The organism is Vibrio sp. OPT24, from assembly GCF_015163545.1.
In the GTDB taxonomy this organism is placed as follows: Bacteria; Pseudomonadota; Gammaproteobacteria; order Enterobacterales; family Vibrionaceae; genus Vibrio; species Vibrio cyclitrophicus.
Genome location: NZ_JADDYI010000053.1, coordinates 149,847 through 168,048, shown reverse-complemented (window position 1 = coordinate 168,048; position 18,202 = coordinate 149,847). Strand labels below are relative to the sequence as shown.

At 43.2% G+C, this 18,202-nt stretch carries 15 protein-coding genes; 5 read left to right on the top strand and 10 right to left on the bottom strand.

Annotated elements, in window-relative coordinates; translation table 11 throughout:
* Positions 1-53: 53 nt before the first annotated feature.
* The 3 genes from IQO02_RS14460 to IQO02_RS14450 form a co-directional block, all read right to left on the bottom strand.
* Positions 54-1,118, bottom strand: a complete 1,065-nt coding sequence (locus IQO02_RS14460) for a S1 family peptidase (protein ID WP_016788233.1) — start codon at positions 1,116-1,118, stop codon at positions 54-56.
* A gap of 251 nt (positions 1,119-1,369) precedes the next feature.
* Positions 1,370-2,503: a glycine cleavage system aminomethyltransferase GcvT gene (gcvT, locus tag IQO02_RS14455; RefSeq protein WP_010429454.1), complete on the bottom strand. Its 1,134-nt coding sequence runs from the start codon at positions 2,501-2,503 to the stop codon at positions 1,370-1,372.
* A gap of 447 nt (positions 2,504-2,950) precedes the next feature.
* Positions 2,951-3,574 carry a helix-turn-helix domain-containing protein gene (locus tag IQO02_RS14450; RefSeq protein WP_010429452.1) on the bottom strand — a complete coding sequence of 208 codons (624 nt, stop codon included), beginning with the start codon at positions 3,572-3,574 and terminating at the stop codon, positions 2,951-2,953.
* A 441-nt stretch (positions 3,575-4,015) separates the two neighbouring features.
* On the opposite strand from IQO02_RS14450, the gene IQO02_RS14445 reads away from it, so the two are divergent.
* From IQO02_RS14445 to gcvP, 3 genes are all read left to right on the top strand, one after another.
* Entirely contained in the window at positions 4,016-5,308 is a 1,293-nt protein-coding gene (locus tag IQO02_RS14445) for a serine hydroxymethyltransferase (RefSeq protein WP_193838589.1), read from the top strand.
* 51 nt (positions 5,309-5,359) lie between these two features.
* Entirely contained in the window at positions 5,360-5,740 is a 381-nt protein-coding gene (gene gcvH / locus IQO02_RS14440; RefSeq protein WP_004730871.1) for a glycine cleavage system protein GcvH, read from the top strand.
* An 89-nt stretch (positions 5,741-5,829) separates the two neighbouring features.
* Positions 5,830-8,709, top strand: coding sequence for an aminomethyl-transferring glycine dehydrogenase (gcvP, locus tag IQO02_RS14435; RefSeq protein ID WP_016793673.1), 2,880 nt, complete (start codon positions 5,830-5,832; stop codon positions 8,707-8,709).
* 365 nt (positions 8,710-9,074) lie between these two features.
* Here the strand turns inward: gcvP and IQO02_RS14430 are convergent, their stop codons facing one another.
* The 3 genes from IQO02_RS14430 to IQO02_RS14415 all read right to left on the bottom strand — a co-directional run bounded on the left by IQO02_RS14430 (position 9,075) and on the right by IQO02_RS14415 (position 11,011).
* The gene (locus tag IQO02_RS14430) at positions 9,075-9,692 is read right to left on the bottom strand and encodes a hypothetical protein (RefSeq protein ID WP_010429442.1); all 618 of its coding nucleotides are present in this window, start codon (positions 9,690-9,692) and stop codon (positions 9,075-9,077) included.
* Positions 9,693-9,830: 138 nt separating this feature from the next.
* On the bottom strand, positions 9,831-10,268 hold the full coding sequence (locus tag IQO02_RS14425; RefSeq protein WP_010429440.1) for a hypothetical protein: 438 nt from the start codon (positions 10,266-10,268) through the stop codon (positions 9,831-9,833).
* A 146-nt stretch (positions 10,269-10,414) separates the two neighbouring features.
* On the bottom strand, positions 10,415-11,011 hold the full coding sequence (locus IQO02_RS14415; protein ID WP_016793671.1) for a DJ-1/PfpI family protein: 597 nt from the start codon (positions 11,009-11,011) through the stop codon (positions 10,415-10,417).
* A 392-nt stretch (positions 11,012-11,403) separates the two neighbouring features.
* Here IQO02_RS14415 and IQO02_RS14410 point away from each other — a divergent pair, with 392 nt between their 5' ends.
* Complete coding sequence (locus IQO02_RS14410; RefSeq protein WP_102282494.1) at positions 11,404-12,786, top strand: MATE family efflux transporter; 1,383 nt, start codon at positions 11,404-11,406, stop codon at positions 12,784-12,786.
* Between the two features lie 97 nt (positions 12,787-12,883).
* Here IQO02_RS14410 and IQO02_RS14405 read toward each other — a convergent pair whose 3' ends face one another.
* The 3 genes from IQO02_RS14405 to IQO02_RS14395 form a co-directional block, all read right to left on the bottom strand.
* Entirely contained in the window at positions 12,884-13,429 is a 546-nt protein-coding gene (locus IQO02_RS14405; RefSeq protein ID WP_010429415.1) for a type II secretion system protein, read from the bottom strand.
* A 385-nt stretch (positions 13,430-13,814) separates the two neighbouring features.
* Positions 13,815-15,341 (bottom strand): methyl-accepting chemotaxis protein, encoded by a 1,527-nt coding sequence (locus IQO02_RS14400; RefSeq protein ID WP_016788227.1) that lies wholly within the window; start codon positions 15,339-15,341, stop codon positions 13,815-13,817.
* Positions 15,342-15,750: 409 nt separating this feature from the next.
* Entirely contained in the window at positions 15,751-16,635 is an 885-nt protein-coding gene (locus IQO02_RS14395; RefSeq protein WP_010429411.1) for a LysR family transcriptional regulator, read from the bottom strand.
* A gap of 153 nt (positions 16,636-16,788) precedes the next feature.
* On the opposite strand from IQO02_RS14395, the gene IQO02_RS14390 reads away from it, so the two are divergent.
* Complete coding sequence (locus IQO02_RS14390) at positions 16,789-17,394, top strand: short chain dehydrogenase (RefSeq protein WP_010429409.1); 606 nt, start codon at positions 16,789-16,791, stop codon at positions 17,392-17,394.
* A gap of 141 nt (positions 17,395-17,535) precedes the next feature.
* On the opposite strand, the gene IQO02_RS14385 is transcribed toward IQO02_RS14390, so the two are convergent.
* Positions 17,536-18,162 (bottom strand): LysE family translocator, encoded by a 627-nt coding sequence (locus tag IQO02_RS14385; RefSeq protein WP_016784203.1) that lies wholly within the window; start codon positions 18,160-18,162, stop codon positions 17,536-17,538.
* Positions 18,163-18,202: the final 40 nt, after the last annotated feature.

Here is an 18,202-nt window from a genome sequence, read left to right as displayed (position 1 = left end):
ACAACAGGTAAGTCGACGATATCCAGAGACATCATGTCGACTTACACATTACATTAAGTTCTGCGTGATAGAGTAGATCTCAAGCCTGCAAGCAACATCAGCATCCCGAGCAATCCAAATGAAACACTACCACCACTGCTACCAGAGCCAGTCGATGTATGTGCATTCACATAAGCTGTTCGCTTAGCATCAGTAGAAACGAACTTAGCGGTTTCAGTACCAGCAATAACACTGTCAATCCAAGCTTCATAGTCTTGGATTTCCGTAAATACAGACGTTACGGTTGAATTTCCACCACAAGTATCTGGTCCAAAGCTGGTAATACCAACTTGTCTATAATCAGCACCATCTTTCCAATACACTGGGCCGCCTGAATCGCCTTGACACGTACCACCGTACAAACCAGAAGTAGCCCTGTCACCAACAAAACAGATTTGATTATCAGTTAACGATGAACCGTCAGTAAAGGCTAAAGCACAAGTAGCGTTGTCTACGTAATTCAAGTCAGCCTTCTGCAACAAAGTTGTCCCGTCAAAGCCTGATCGTGTATCACCATGCCCAACAGCAACAAAGTCATTAACACCAACACGGTAACTCTCATCGGAAGGACGCTTAACCACATCGTTAACTGAATCAATATTAAGTGCGCTTTCTAACTTAAGAATAGCAACATCATTGCGTAATAGATCACTCAACGCATTTGAATAATCACTGCGATAGTAAACTTCTGAGACTCGCGCTTTTTGAATATTCCCATTAGGAAACTGAGAAGTATCTTCAATTTGAGGAACGACAACCGTAAATAACTGCCCTTCTTCATTGCCGTAAATACAGTGTGCTGCCGTCAGAATATGCGTTGGATCTAAAATTGTTGCTCCACAGTATGGGCCTGTAGAGTAAACACCGTCATAATCAATACGATCAATGAACAAGCTCGCCATCGAAGGGAAATCAGTTACTGATGCATTACTGCCATTCACAATATAAGGTGTTACACCTGCATCAGGAGTAATTTCGAACGCACTTTCCGTTGCCATTACACTGGATGTGTAAATCAATGGTACTAAAAGTCCTAAAACGGCCTTACGAACCGGGCTCATTGTATGGTTCACATTCATAGTTAACTCCTTGTAACCCCTACCACTTATACACAAAAATAATGAGTCGCCACCATAACACGCCATAACCATCAGTATAGTAAGTATTTATAACGAAATGGTCACACATCTCACTATTTAAGCTGATTTTCGAACCAAGCTGAGTGGATTAGATACGCTCCAAATAACAAAAAAGCCCATTGTCTTATTTCTCCATCCAGAGAAAACACAATAGGCTTTTTGTCAATGTGGAATAATTCTCTCAGAAGAGATTAGCCACGATAATAACGCTGAGGTACAAACGGCATTTTTTCTACTGTCATTGGTAGCTTCTTACCACGAACTTCAGCGAATACTTCAGTACCGATAACTGCTAGGTCAGTGCGAACGTAAGCCATAGAAACTGGCTTACCAGCGTTAGGACCCGCAGTACCACTTGTTACTACGCCAATCTTGTTGTCTTCAGCATCAAACAACTCAGCGCCTTCACGTACTGGCGCTTTAGTCTGACCAACAAGACCAACACGCTTACGTTGTACGTCTTTCGTTGCGATTTGCTCAAGGATGATATCAGCGCCAGGGAAACCGCCAGCACGTTCACCGTCAGTACGACGCACTTTTTGGATACCCCATAGAAGGCTAGCTTCTACTGGTGTTGTCGTTGTATCTAGATCGTGACCATATAGGCAAAGACCACACTCAAGACGAAGTGAATCACGAGCACCAAGGCCGATCCACTCAACTTCAGCTTCTGAAGTCAGCTTACGCGCTAACGCTTCTGCGTGATCGTTCGGTACAGAGATCTCGTAGCCATCTTCGCCCGTGTAACCACTACGGCTCACGATGCATTCAACGCCATCGATATCGACTTTTTGAACGTCCATAAAAAGCATATCTGCAACACTAGGTTGGAAACGAGCAAGAACTTCAGACGCTTTAGGGCCTTGAAGTGCTAATAAAGCGCGATCATCAATAACTTCAATTTCCACGTCAGCTGGAAGGTGCGCCGTTAGGTGGTCGATATCTTGTGTCTTGCATGCTGCGTTCACAACAACAAACAGGTGGTCACCTAGGTTTGCCACCATCAGGTCATCCATAATGCCGCCCTGCTCGTTAGTAAAGAACGCGTAGCGCTGCTTACCAGAAGGAAGGTCAATAATATCTACAGGAACCAAAGATTCTAAGACAGCAGCTGCGTTTTCACCATGAAGACGAAGTTGCCCCATGTGAGAAACATCAAAAAGACCGGCAGCATCACGAGTGTGTAAGTGCTCTTTCTTTACACCTAATGGATACTGAACTGGCATGTCATAGCCAGCGAAAGGAACCATTTTTGCGCCCTCTTCAACGTGAAGTGCATGCAGTGGTGTTTTTAGTAGGTCTTGATTTGCGTGTTCTTGAGTCATTTTATTCTCCATGAAGCGTTGCAGGCTTTCCTAAATCGAATCTGCCGCTTATATCTCTATTTAGAGTCGCCCTAACGATAGTGATTACCGTTAGAAACAGTAGATAGTAAAAAGTGATGTCTTTTATATAGGTTTATAAAGCTAGCGTTATAAAAACAGACAGCAGTACAAAAACTCTACAACTCACTTTCTAAGAATTCACTTCAGTAAACTTCAATCAACATGAGTAAACCGTGTTCACTATAATAAACAAGGCTGAGTCAGTTTTACACCCTTAACAAGATTAAAACAGCTCAAAATGTGACATTTAACAATTTAAAAACAATTATTCGATGCATACAAAAACGCGATATTGATGATTTTCACATCAATATCGCGTCATTTGGCAAACGTTAGAAACAAAAGCAAACGTTTGCATCCACTATAAGAAATTCGACCTTTGTTAATTTATTTTGCTGTCACCCACAAAATGAGCGCGTCTTCTGCGCTAGTCGAGATAAGCATGTGACCCATATTGGCATCGTAATACATGCTATCACCTTCACTCATAGGCACCGGTTCGTAGAACTCTGAGTAGAACATCACATCGCCGGAGATAATCATTAAGAACTCTTCACCGTCGTGACGAACCCAATCATTGTACTCTTCAAAAGTACGAGCTCTCACGCGGCTCTTAAATGGCATCATCTTCTTATTAGACAGCTCTGTTGCAAGCAGTTCATGCTCGTATGTTGGGGTTGGATGAGGTTTACCCTGACCGACTTTAGTTAAATCTCGCCGACCTGTTGCAACTTTTTTTCTAGGTGGTTCAAATAGTTGCGGCATATCTATTTGCAAACCCATCGCTAATTTTTGCATAGCTTGAAAGGTTGGCGAAATTTGTTCGTTCTCGATTTTACTGAGCGTAGAACGAGCTAAGCCAGTACGCTGACTCGCCTCTTCTAGCGTAATCCCAAGCTTGCTGCGAATATCTTTAATACGCTGACCGAGCCTAAGTGGTTCAATATTCTGGTCTAACGTTTCTTTCGCCAACGTTAAAGATGGGTACTCATCATAAATGTCTTCTGACATAGGTCCCTCATTAATTTCTTACTTCCTGTCTATTAAACTCATTGTTGCATGAAGCGCTTTGTTGATTAAAGAGCGCACACAGAAATAAAGCGTGCTCCCCGTAGCAAAACCAGAAAAGTTGTTTCCTATTGGAAATTTTTGTTGAAAATTGAATTTAACGGAGCTATGTTATCGACTTGTTAGATGAAGAGATGCTACTTCAGCTTGCTGCAAATGATAAATTTAACATTTGTAAGAGCTGTTTTTACCCGAACTTTTTTGGGAAACAATTCGTGCTGCATTGATCCTACAACGATCGCTTAGACGCTGTAAGAGTATATTTATAACGCTATTCACGTTTATTTATACCTATATAGCGCAAACGATACCGATGCAGAAATCAACGTAAGACCTAATGGACTATAAAAACAATCACCATTAGCTTAATGAAAGGTCTCGACAATGAACGCTTACCAAAACCATAGCTTAGACAGTTTTTTCTCTACAAACCTATCTGGTACTGACAACGCTGTATTTGCTGGAATCCAAGCAGAGAACACTCGTCAAAACGAACAAATCGAACTTATTGCTTCTGAGAACATCGTTTCTAAAGCAGTAATGCAAGCTCAAGGCACTTGCCTAACCAATAAATACGCGGAAGGTTATCCAGGCCGTCGTTATTACGGTGGTTGTGAGCACGTAGATACCGTTGAATCTATTGCGATTGAACGCGCTAAACAGCTGTTCAAATGTGAATACGTAAACGTGCAGCCTCACTCTGGCGCTCAAGCAAACGGAGCAGTTAAACTTGCGCTACTTCAACCTGGCGACACTATCCTAGGTATGTCTCTAGACGCTGGTGGTCACCTTACACACGGTGCACGTCCTGCAATGTCGGGCAAGTGGTTCAACGCAGTACAATACGGTGTAGACCGCGATACTCTAGAAATCGATTATGAAGCGGTACGCGCTTTAGCTATCGAAAGCCAACCTAAAATGATTATTGCTGGTGGTAGTGCTATCCCACGCGTTATTGATTTTGCCAAGTTCCGTGAAATCGCTGACGAAGTTGGCGCAATCCTAATGGTAGATATGGCACACATCGCGGGCCTCATCGCAACAGGTGCTCACCCTAGCCCACTACCACACGCACACGTTGTTACTACAACAACTCACAAAACACTTCGTGGCCCACGCGGCGGTATGATTCTTACTAACCACGAAGACATCAACAAAAAGATCAACTCTGCAGTGTTCCCTGGCCTTCAAGGCGGCCCACTAATGCACGTTATCGCGGCTAAAGCTGTGGCGTTTGGCGAAGCTCTTGGCCCAGAATTTAATACTTATATTGATTCAGTGATCGACAACGCAAAAGTTCTCGCTGAAGTGTTGCAAACTCGCGGTTGTGACATTGTGACTGGCGGTACAGACACGCACCTGATGTTGGTTGACCTTCGCCCTAAGGGCTTGAAAGGTAACGTAACTGAAGAAGCATTAGAACGTGCAGGGATCACATGTAACAAAAATGGCATACCATTCGATACAGAGAAGCCTATGATTACTTCTGGTATCCGTTTAGGTACGCCAGCTGGAACCAGTCGTGGTTTTGGCACTGAAGAATTCAAACTTATCGGTGAATGGATCGGTGATGTACTTGATGGCTTAGTTGAGAGCCCTGAAGGCAACGCTGAAGTTGAGCAACGTGTTCGCAAACAAGTTAAAGAGCTTTGCAAGCGCTTCCCTCTTTACCGTTAAACCGTTTTTAAGATTTAAATTAAAACCTCATAAATTTTTGGAGAATAAGCAATGGACAATACACTAAAGTTTGCAGACAGCCACGAGTGGGTAAAAGACAACGGTGACGGTACTGTGACTATCGGTATTTCTGAGCACGCTCAAGAAATGCTAGGTGACGTTGTGTTTGTTGACCTGCCTGACACTGGAGACGAAATAGAAGCTGGTGAAAGCTTCTCTCTCGTTGAATCAGTGAAAGCAGCTTCTGATATCTACGCACCAATCTCTGGCGAAATCGTAGAAATCAACGAAGAATTAGAAGATAGCCCTGAGTTAATTAACGAAGAATCTTATGAAGGTGGCTGGATTGTTAAAGTGAAGATGTCTGATGCGTCTGAACTAAACAACCTTAAAGATGCGGAAGAATACCTAAGCTCTATCGAAGAAGATTAATAGGTAACCTCATTACGATAAAGCTGCTCTTGTGAGCAGCTTAATTTTAGGGGCTAGCTCACGGCTCCAGAGAGAAAGTAGAACATATCATGACTGAATTACTTCAAAGCCAATTACTGAAAGACCTGGGTACTCAAAACGAGTTTGTTGCTCGTCATAACGGCCCTAATAAAGCAGACCAGCAAAAAATGCTTGAAGCGATCAACGCGACTAGCTTAGACGCACTGATCGATGAAACGGTTCCTGCACAAATCCGTCTTGAAAAACCAATGACACTTGCTGCGCCACTGAGCGAAATGGACATGCTGACCTCTCTTAAGGAGATCGCGAACCTAAACCAAGTAAAACGTACTTTCATTGGCCAAGGCTACTACAACACATTCACTCCAAACGTTATTCTGCGTAACGTTTTAGAGAACCCAGGCTGGTACACAGCTTACACACCATACCAACCAGAGATTTCTCAAGGTCGTCTTGAAGCTCTACTAAATTACCAACAAATGGTAATGGATCTAACAGGTATGGAAATCGCGAACGCATCCCTTCTTGATGAAGCGACAGCGGCTGGCGAAGCAATGACACTGTGTAAGCGTGCTGGCAAAAGCAAGAGCAAAGTATTCTTCGTTGCTGACGATGTTCACCCTCAAACACTAGAAGTTGTTAAAACTCGTGCTGAGTACATCGGTTTTGAAGTAATGGTTGGCGCTCTTGAAACACTTCCTGAGCAAGACGTATTTGGTGCGCTTCTTCAATACCCTAGTACAACGGGTGAAGTTCGCGACTTAACAGACATCATTGCGAAAGCTCAAGCTAACAAAACACTGGTAACAGTTGCTACTGACCTACTTGCTTCAGCTCTACTCAAGCCAGCTGGCGAAATGGGCGCAGACGTAGTCATCGGTTCAGCGCAACGTTTCGGCGTTCCTATGGGTTACGGCGGTCCACACGCTGCATTCATGGGTACTCGTGAAAAGCATAAGCGTACAATGCCAGGTCGTGTAATCGGTGTATCTATCGATACTCACGGTAACCAAGCACTACGTATGGCAATGCAAACTCGTGAGCAACACATCCGCCGCGAGAAAGCGACATCGAACATCTGTACAGCTCAAGCACTTCTAGCAAACATGGCGTCTTTCTACGCGGTTTACCACGGTGCAGAAGGCCTACGCACTATTGCTCGTCGTACACACCACATGACAGCTATCCTAGCGGCTGGCCTGACTAAAGCGGGTTACGAGCTAACAAACAACAGCTTCTTCGATACCATCACGATCAACTCTGAAGAGAAGACAGATGCACTGTATGCGAAAGCACAAGCAGCAGACATCAACCTTCGCCTTCTCAAGGGTAAAATCGGTATCAGCTTAGATGAAACTACAACGATCGACGACGTGAACTCACTGTTTGCAATCTTCGACGTGAAAGAAGACGTTCAAGCACTATCTTCTGACATTGCATCAAACGAGTTTGCAGCAATTCCAGAAAACTGCCGTCGTGAATCAGAGTTCCTAACTCACCCAGTATTCAATACGCACCACAGCGAAACGCAAATGATGCGTTACCTAAAACAGCTTGAGAACAAAGACTTCTCACTAACGCACGGCATGATCCCACTGGGAAGCTGTACGATGAAGCTGAACGCTGCTGCTGAGATGATTCCAGTAACATGGCCTGAGTTTGGTTCAATTCACCCATTCGCACCTCTAGAGCAAGCTGCTGGTTACACGGCACTAGCAAAAGATCTTAAAGAGAAGCTATGTGAAATCACTGGTTACGACGATTTCTCACTACAGCCTAACTCTGGTGCATCTGGCGAATACGCAGGTCTAATCGCAATTCAACGTTACCATGCAAGCCGCGGTGAAGCTCACCGTAACGTTTGTCTGATTCCAAGCTCTGCGCACGGTACTAACCCTGCTACAGCATCAATGGTTTCAATGAAGGTAGTGGTTGTTAAGTGTGATGAAGATGGCAACATCGACATGACAGACCTAGCAGCGAAAATCGAGAAGCACAAAGAAAACCTATCAAGCATCATGATCACTTACCCTTCTACGCACGGCGTATACGAAGAGCAAGTGAAAGAAGTGTGTGAACAAGTTCACGCAGCGGGTGGTCAGGTTTACCTAGACGGCGCGAACATGAACGCTCAAGTAGGTCTAACTTCACCTGGCTTCATCGGTTCAGACGTATCTCACTTGAACCTACACAAAACATTCTGTATTCCACACGGTGGTGGCGGTCCGGGTATGGGTCCTATCGGTGTTAAATCGCACCTAGCACCTTTCCTACCGGGTCACATCGAAAACGGTGTCCAAGGTTCTGACTACGCGGTATCAGCAGCAGATTTAGGTAGTGCTTCAATCCTACCTATCTCTTGGGCTTACATCGCAATGATGGGCGAACCTGGCCTTACGGACGCGACTAAAGTTGCGATTCTAAACGCGAACTACGTGATGGAGAAACTACGTCCTCACTACCCTGTTCTTTACCGTGGCACTAACGGCCGCGTAGCTCACGAATGTATTATCGATATTCGTCCGCTTAAAGAAGACACAGGCATCAGCGAAGAAGATATTGCTAAGCGTCTAATGGACTTCGGTTTCCACGCGCCTACTATGTCTTTCCCAGTAGCTGGCACACTAATGGTTGAGCCAACTGAGTCAGAAGATTTAGAAGAGCTAGACCGTTTCTGTGAAGCGATGATTGCAATCCGTCACGAAATGGCAGCTGTGAAAGCGGGTGAATGGCCACTAGACAACAACCCTCTAGTGAACGCACCGCACACACAAGTTGACCTAGCTGGCGCAGAATGGGATCGCCCTTACTCTCGCGAACTGGCTTGCTTCCCATCGAAAGCAACTAAGAACTCGAAGTACTGGCCAACAGTTAACCGTGTAGACAACGTATACGGCGACCGTAACCTAATCTGTTCTTGCCCAAGCATCGATAACTACGAAGACTAATTCGTAGCGGCGCTAAGCAGCGAAACATAACAAAGGCGAACCAAACGGTTCGCCTTTTTGTTTTCTGAAATCTGAGCCTGACAAAAGCATTGACCTTACCGTAAGGGAAAGGTTTATGGTTGTTTTAAACCAACACTGAATTAGGAATCAATGATGGGATGTTGTAACAAGGCTCCAAAAGGTGGTGCCCCTCTTGGCTTACTTTTGAAGGTAACGTTAGGGATTGGGCTTTTGGTGTTTCTGCTGGCTCTGTGGCAGTAGAAGCTAATGTAACTAGGTTTGAATCTAAGAAGTGATGGTTAAGTAAGGGGTAGATAGCGCCAAATTGCTATTGGCGCCATAGTCGTTTGTTATAAGTACAGTTTCTACGTTACTTGATTTGAACTGAGCACTTTAGCTAAGTGTTCAGAGTAGTCGATGACAGCTTTCAAGATAAGAGTTGTTACACCAAACTCATGTTGTTCAATCTCAAATATGTCGATCATACCAATTAACTGTGAGTCGCTATATTGATTCGCGCTGTACATTAGCTTCAAGCTTTCAAGAGATAGGTTCGAAATAAATTTAACAGTCACATCAAATTCACCATACTTGTCAACGAGTGTCCTAACTTTCATTGATTTCTGACTTAGTTCACTGTTCGAAATGTGAACATTATAGTTTCTTAACAACTTTATCATGTGAAGAATAGGGTTCTTAGATTTATATATAGCAAACTCCGCATTGCTCAACGTCGGATATAGTTGTTTCAATAAATCTTCAAGACCAACAAATTCACATAAAGCTGACCGTATATGAGTCGCTTCCTTTGCACTCAAAGGTATACACTTTTTTACTGGCTCACCAGATACCATCGAACAATGGTAAATGACACTGCAAACTCGATCATAGACATCTGGAAAATCTACCAACCCTTTTGCTGGCTCAGGGGTCAATAAGTACCCATGTTCAACTTTTGTAGCAAGATTAAAATCTAATTTCATACTGAGAACTCAACGTACTTATAACGCCCAATTAAGGTGTGAGCCACGCTACCACTAAACTAGACTTAGACACCGTAATCACTGAACTTGACCCAAACCAAAAATGCCAAGCGTGGGGAGTCACTCTTAAATTGTTTGTTATAACGTTTCAAAATCCAAGCGCAAATCTAATAAGTCGCTTGTTGCATGAAGTTCAAACACAATTTGTGTGCAACCTACCGTACCTGTTTTGTGAGTAGCTGTATCTTTACACATCTCATACGCGACAAAATTTAGGTTTTTGCAAGCATTAAGTAAATCTACTTCACGAGGAAGCTTCAGCAAGCGTGCCACTTTTGAATAAAATGGGATTGCTTCTTTTTTTGATAAAATTGTAGATATTATCTGGCGCAGCTCATTTTGATCATCTAGAGAAGCGTTTGCATTAGTAATTTTTGCACGATTTTTTAGGCAAAATGCTGACAGTGAACCAAGAGCCTCTTTAAAGGAAACTATCGGTTCTAGCACTAATTTCAAAACAAACTGTCCCAAAACAAAAACTAAGAAACCTGAAACTACTGTAAGTAAAACTGACACTTTAAACCCTCTAAGTTATAACGCCTTGTTAAGGTGTGAGGCACGCAATACTGACGCCTCTGCATACCACCTTAATCACTGTACCTACCGCATAGTAAAAATGCCACGCGTGCCGAATCACCCTTGAACAATTTGTTAGGCAAATTTTAAAAATATGCACCGACTACTGACATGCAGTGCTGAACCGTGTTCTCTTTTTCACCGACTGGCGCGACATAATGAATTGCCGATTCAGCATCCGCCCTACTCGACAACTTACTAATAACCCACGCAGCTAAGTACTTTGATGACAAACAACCACCTGCTGTTGCAAGATTACCATTAGCATAAAATGGCTGCTCTAGAACGGTCACTCCTGATTCGACAACCCAAGGTCTCGTTGTTAAATCGGTACAAGCTGGTATTTGATGCAGTAAACCAAGCACAGACATGAGCAAAGTACCTGAACATTGCCCACCAATTAACTGAGTTTCAGGGTTTAGCTTTAACCTTGAAAGTATATCTCTATCTTGAGCAATATCGCGCGTTAGTACACCGCTACCAAACAATACAACGTTGGCTTGATTCGCAAACTCTAGAGGCTGTTGAGATTGAATTGTAACTCCGTTCATTGAAGTGACGTACTGAGATGGACTCGTTATTTGCACGTTCCAACCTGCGTCTTTCATTCGGTTTAAAATTCCCGCGGCTATAAATGAATCAAGTTCATTAAATCCGTCAAATGTTAGTACTGCGATATCCATATCTACTCCTATTTGCCTAACAGCTATTAGATAGAAAATTCTGCATTTAAATATAGAATATTTCTATCTAGTTTCTTATGCCATCAATTGTACTAAATTTGGTTCATCTATAACAGTGACTTATGATGTGCGCATTGAAATTCAACAAGCAAATATAAAAACTTTCTATCTAGTATGATTCACATTAAAATCATCAGGTTATGTACATAGAAACAGTATCTAACACCATGTAAATCTGGCGTTCTTCCAGAGCAAATTAGCCCCTATAAATCCAATGCTTGACCCTATACGGTAAGGTGTTTATATTGTCGCCCGCCCAACGGGCACATCCTAAAATACACACCGGCCATCCTGCCATCATTCGTGTATTTATATTGGTGTTGTGAACTTCCATGCTAACGAAATTTCGTCCTTTTACTCGTGAATCGGGTGCGCTTATGCATCTTTCGATTCCAATCATTTTGACTCAAATAGCTACCCAAGCCATGGGATTTGTCGATACGACAATGGCTGGCCAAGTAAGCCCTGCCGATCTCGCCGCTATTGCACTTGGCACTAGCCTTTGGATCCCAGTGTTACTGCTACTGCGTGGCGTGATTATGGCGTTAACGCCTGTTGTCGCTTACCACCGCGGCGCACGTGACTTTCAAAGTATCTCTATTGAATTCTTCCAGATGGTTTGGTTGGCATTAATTTCTAGCGTATTACTCATCGCTTATTTGGTGAGTGCAAAACCGATCTTAGAATGGATTGGTGTAGCCGCTGAGATCATTCCAATTGGCAGTGACTATGCGTTCGCCCTAGCCTTTGGTGTACCGGGTATTGCTCTGTTCTACACCTTAAACGGCTTCTGTGAGGGTATGAACAACACCAAAGTACCAATGATCATTTCGGTGGTTGGTTTGTTGGTGAATATTCCGGTCAACTACGTGCTTATCTACGGAAAGTTCGGCTTCCCTGAAATGGGCGCTGTAGGTTGTGGCTGGGCAACAAGTTTGGTGTATTGGCTGATGTCGGGAATGCTGTATTCCTACATAAAAGGTCATCACCACTATAAAACCATCATCAGCTTTGCAGACGCTAAGCCAAAAGCAAAAGAGATGCTTCATCTTTTAAGACTAGGTTTGCCTATAGGCATGAACATCGCAGTATGTGGCAGTATCTTTGCGGTAATCGCACTGATGATTGGTCGTATTGGTGCAGAGAACGTGGCAGCAGCACAAATTGCTCTGAATATATCGAGCCTGACTTACGTGATTCCAATGAGTATCTCATTTGGCATTACAATTCGTGTTGGGCATGCACTAGGCGAGCAAGATGAACTAGGCGCAATTGAACGCAGCAAAGTCGGTATCTTAGTTGCAGCATTAATCTCACTTCTTTCAGTAGCGATGTTCTTACTGTTCCCTGAGTGGATCATTAGGCTTTACACCACCGACCCTGCGATAAGCGCAACGGCAGCGGTATTGTTGACCTTTACAGCTATGTATCAATTCAGCGATGCATTGCAAACGTCTGCTAACGGCGCACTGCGTGGCTATAAAGACACTAAGATCCCGATGATCTTAGCTATCGCTTCATATTGGGGCTTGGCACTACCACTGGGCATGGTGTTGGGCTTAACAGACCACATTGTACCTGCAATGGGTGAAGAAGGCTTTTGGATTGGTATCCTAACGGGATTGAGCGTTTCAGCGACGCTGATGTTAATTCGCTTGCGATACGTGATTAAGAAGCGTGACTTGCCGCCAGCAGATGCAGCAATAGCAAACTAAGATAGACCATTAAGCTAATACAAAAAAGCGCGTTATTGCTACTCGGCAATAACGCGCTTTTTTATTGAATTTCTATAAGTCAGTTAATGTATTTGGGTTAACATTCGTCATTCACTACACGAACGGTGCATTCACAACCACCAGCAGGACATTCATTTCCGGTTACTCGCCCACCAAAAGAATCGTAAAGAACATAACAACCTTGGCGCGTTTCTAGATCCGCGTCAGTTATGTTCGTACTATCTAATTCAGCTTGGGTAAAATCGTAGTCATACCCGACCACAGTGTGTCGATTACCAAAATCAGAAGTTAAGCTGTCATCATCTGACAAAGTCATAAAGTCGATCATCGTCAATTTGTCGCCCGACTCTCCCCGGCTCTCTGGGCAAAGCGTTCCCCAATCAACCTCAACGCTACCGATACCAAAATCGATTACATAGTTACTCTGATCACCTGGATTTGATGCGTCAGGATCAAGCCCTGCGATAATAGCTTTAGAAGTCACCTGCGTGATCACGCCTTCCATCGCACCCGCAACACCTTCAAGTACTGCTTCTCTCGCTGACTCTTGAATATTGAGGAACCTCGGGGCTGTTGTAACGGCCAATACTCCAAGTATCACGATCACAATGATTAATTCCATTAAAGTAAATCCGTTTTTCTTCATAACACCCACATCAACTGACAACTACAGATACAATTACTGAATGAATTATCAATAACTATACATCGTGATGAGATGCGGGACACCTTATGTGTCGCGTCAGAGTTGTTGTTTAGTCGATTTTTAGACCTTGCGCATGAGAGGATGAAAATTAACGCCTTGTTGTCGCTGTCTTATTTGATCGCGTTGTTTTGAATGAGCTAAATTGTCACGATATTACACTGCAGGTACATTCTTCATTTCTGTTGCGCTCTATCGGAGTATCTGCGTCTGCATATCGCAAAAAAATAGCGCTCATGTATGACATAAGCGCTATTCAATAACTGGAGACTCACACATCTCTTAAAGAGGTATGTTGGGAAGTCTAGATTTTAAATGAACCAACATAACGATCGAGAACTTGTGACAACTCTGCCAGCTGCTGGCTTGATTGCTCTAGCTTCTCACTTGCGCTCAAACCGTTTTTGACTGAGCTATTAACCGTATCCATGTTCATATTAATTTCATTCGCCACCGCTGATTGCTGCTCAGTTGCTGTGGCAACTTGAGTGTTAATATCGAGAATGGCCAAAACTTGCGTGGAAATTTTTTCCAAAGCTTGGCGAGCCATTTCTGTTTCAGTCGTACCGTCTTCAATTAAGCTCTTACTATTACTCATCGAGCTAACAGCGTTCTTAGCTTCGGTTTGAAGTTGGTTGATCATGTTGTCAATTTCATCGGTAGACTGCGCAGTTTTTGTCGCAAGATTACGAACTTCATCAGCAACTACAGCAAAGCCTCGGCCAGCCTCACCAGCACGCGCAGCTTCAATTGCAGCGTTTAGTGCAAGCAAGTTTGTTTGCTCAGAGATACCTCGAATAACGTCAAGAATCGTACCGATGGACTGTGTATTATCAGCAAGGCTCACGATGATGTCAGAAGCACTATTCATCTCTGCTTCAAGATTCAAAATTGAAGTCGACGTTTTTTCGATTGTCTTATGACCTTCTTGAGTTTCACTCGCAGCCATATTTGCCGCACTGGCCGCATTGGCCGCGCTAGATGCAATTTCATTGACCGTAGCAATCATCTCATTCATAGACGTCACGACCAACATAGTTTGTTCGTTCTGTTCTTGTCCTCTTTGCAATGCTTGCTGCGATTGCTCACGAAGACCAATAGCGGTGCTATTTAATTCAACACCCGTATTCACCGTTTGGGTAATTATCTCGTGGACCTTACCAACAAACACATTGAAAGCCGTTGAGATTTGAGCAACTTCATCATTCCCTTTGATCGGCAGACGTACTGATAGATCGCCATCACCTTCAGAAATATCTCGTAGTGTGTTTTTTAGTACCAAGAGAGGCTGCATCAGTTTGTTCAGAAGAAACGATAGAACAACGAGACAAACAACAAAAATGAAAACCATCGAAGCGAGCTGATAGCTAATAATGCCATTCGTTGCTTGGCTAACCTCTGTGATCGGGATACCGATATCAAAAGTACCGTACAGCTCACCGTTGACGTAGATCGGTGCCATGATGTCAAACACCCACACTTGTTGAACATCTGCGTACCACTTCGAATACTGTTGTACGCCTTTGGTTGCACCTTCAACGGTATAACTATCTTCATAAACTTTATTGAGCTTATTTTTATCGCTGTGTGCGATAGCACTTACGTTGCTATCAATAACAATGGCATAAGTCACATCAGATCGCTTTTTCAGCTCACCCACCAGCTTTTGTAAATCTTGAACTGGGTTGTCCGAATTCTCTAAGATATACCCAGCGTTCCCAGCCAAGAACTCAGCTTGAACTTGAGATTTGTTCAATATTATCTCATCAATTTTTTCGCTTGAGATGAAATAAGTTGACGCCATACTCGCAGCGACGGCAATGCCAAACATTATAAAAACGGCAAATAGGATTGTTTTCTTCATTTCGGTTGTCTCGACGCAAGTTTGTTAAAATTTCTCTAAAGGTTTCAAAAAATGAAACCAAAGCTCGCACGTTTTCTCTCGTGTTCAAGCTCACCACTATTCCTTTATCTGTTAAAAGCCCGATAACTTTAGCTGAAGAATATAAAAAACATATGCTGATCACATTTGTGCAACACGAAAAATCATTAAAAAAGTCAATTAATTGGAAATCAAGTAGTTGGATATCAAGTTAAAGGGAAGAAATATCGCTTAATAAATAAGTGCAAAACACCCGTTAATGTAGCGTCAGTTCAGGTCGGAACAACATAATCAAATCACATAGACAGCCCAATAAGAGCCGTCCTTGATGCGTTGCGATGCAAAGACACTCTTCCCACTAATCGATTTCTAATAAAGATGTAACCCATTTTTGTAGCGGATCGTCATTATATCTCGGGTGCCAAGCGGCTATCACATCGAAACTCTCAGGCGATTGTTCCATTGGAAGTTTGACTAGGTTCAGCCCTTCTATCGCTCTGGATGGTAAGAAAGCAATCGAGTCAGTGGTGTTTAAATACATAGGCACAATCGAGAAACACGGGGCGGATACTACGACATTGCGCTTTAATCCGAACTTCCCAAACCATTCGTCAATCGACCCTTTAAAGTTTGGACGTGATGGTGACGCAATTATGGTTGGATAACTTGCAACCTCTTCTAATGAAGGCGTGGTTTGTGCGATAGATGAATGAGGTGAAGTAACACAAACATGGTTCTCTTCAAACAGCTTAATGACTTTATAACTATCTGGAATGTAATCAGGGAATGCGATGGCTAAGTTCACCTTACCGCTTTCCATTAGCTCCTGCAGATTATCGATTTCGAAGTCACGCACAATCAACTTTAACTTTGGCGCTTGCTCCCTTAGCTTTGCAATTAAGCTTGGTAGGATGATCTGCTGGGCATAATCCGTCGCCGCAATCACAAACGTCCCGTTAGCTTTCTCCGGCACAAAGTTGGTCTTTGATAACAACAAATTGAAATCGATAAGTAAACGATCCACTCCTATCGATAGCTCTTGTGCAAACGTCGTCGGGACAAAGCCATTAGTTTTCCTTACAAATAACCTATCGTCGAACACTTCTCTTAGTTTCTTCAAATGCTCACTAACAGCTTGCTGAGTCAGCCCCAATTGATTGGCGGCTTTGGATGCGTTCTCTTCACGTATTAGCGCTTGGAAAACCCTGAGTTGCTTTATGTCTAATCGGTCTAATTTGCTCAAACTTACCTACCGCTCTGAAATTGGATTCTTTGTGAGTGTAACACTGCACAAGAAAAACCAGTAACACTCACAATTAAGCTTTGTTTCTACTTGTTTAGCTATTTGGTTAAAGTTCTTCCATCGAAACGAAACACATACAGATCGGAGAACAATATGAAAACAATCATTCTAATTGGCGCACGTGGCAAGATGGGTCAAGCAGCATTAATGGGCTTAGGCAATCATAACGTTATCACTGCGGGTCGCTCTGGCGATGTAGACCATATTGTTGACATCACTGACCCACAATCAATTGAAGCGCTGTACAAGAACGTTGGACACTTTGATGCGGTTGTGAACACCGTTGGCCTCTGCGAATACAATACCTTTGCGGATATGACGGAAGAACAGTGGATGACCACGGTAATGAGCAAGATGATGGGACAAATTAACCTTGTTCGTATCGGCCAAAAGTACATCGCTGACGGTGGTTCATTTACGCTGATTAGTGGCATATTGAACGTTAAACCAATCCCTTTTGCAATTGCCGACGCAACCACAAGCGGTGCGATAGACACCTTCGTAAAGTGTGTCGCTTATGAAATGCCAAGAAATACTCGTATCAATGTCATTAACCCGACCGTTCTTGCTGAAGCATGGGACGTTTACGGTGAAATGATGCCAGGCTTTGAACCTGTACCAAGCAAATTAGTAGGCAAAGCCTTCGAGCGTTCAGTCGATGGCTTCCTTACTGGTGAAGTAATTTTCGTAGACGCTTAGATCTCGTCAGTAAACGTTTTTGTAAGCGCTAGATTTTTATGAAAATTGCTTTGATCGATACCTAATCCGTCTATGTCTAATAAAAAAGGCGAACCATTTGGTTCGCCTTCTTGTTTGAAAATCGTGCTTAAAAAGTCATGTTTATCGATTTATCGCCAAATATGATCCAGCCGCAATCATTATTCCACCTGCACTTTGGTTTAATCTTTTATGTGCGCGTGGCGTTTTAAGTAAACTTGCCATTCTGCCCGCCCCCATTGCAATTAGCATTAAACCGGACATCAGAGCAACAGATGCTAAAACAGAAACCAAGACGATATCTTGTGAACGCAAAACCGTTAGATCAACGAAAGTTGGCAAGAACGAAATATAGAACAAAATTACTTTGGGATTTGATGCCGAAATTAAAAACCCTTGCGCAAAACTGGCGAGTTCTGATTTCTGACTTTGCTTGGCCGCGAGCTCCGCTGAACCTTGCACTTCAGGTAGGCTCTTAAACATCTTGTAGCCTAAGTAAATCAAATAAGCGGCACCAACGTAGCGAATCACCTCGAAAGAAAACGACCAATTCTCAGCAATCGTCGCGAGACCAAAACAGGCAAGCGTAAGATAAATAAGATCACTGCATATCATTCCTAACGAAAGAGTGATGCATTTTCGCCATCCCTGAACCATGCCACGAGCTAAAATGGCAAAGACTCCAGGTCCTGGAGTGATACCAAATATAAACATGGCAATAAAGAATGTAACTGCACCTTCCAATGACATCGGCTTGTCCTTACTTATAAGTCAGCATGATTGATCCAGA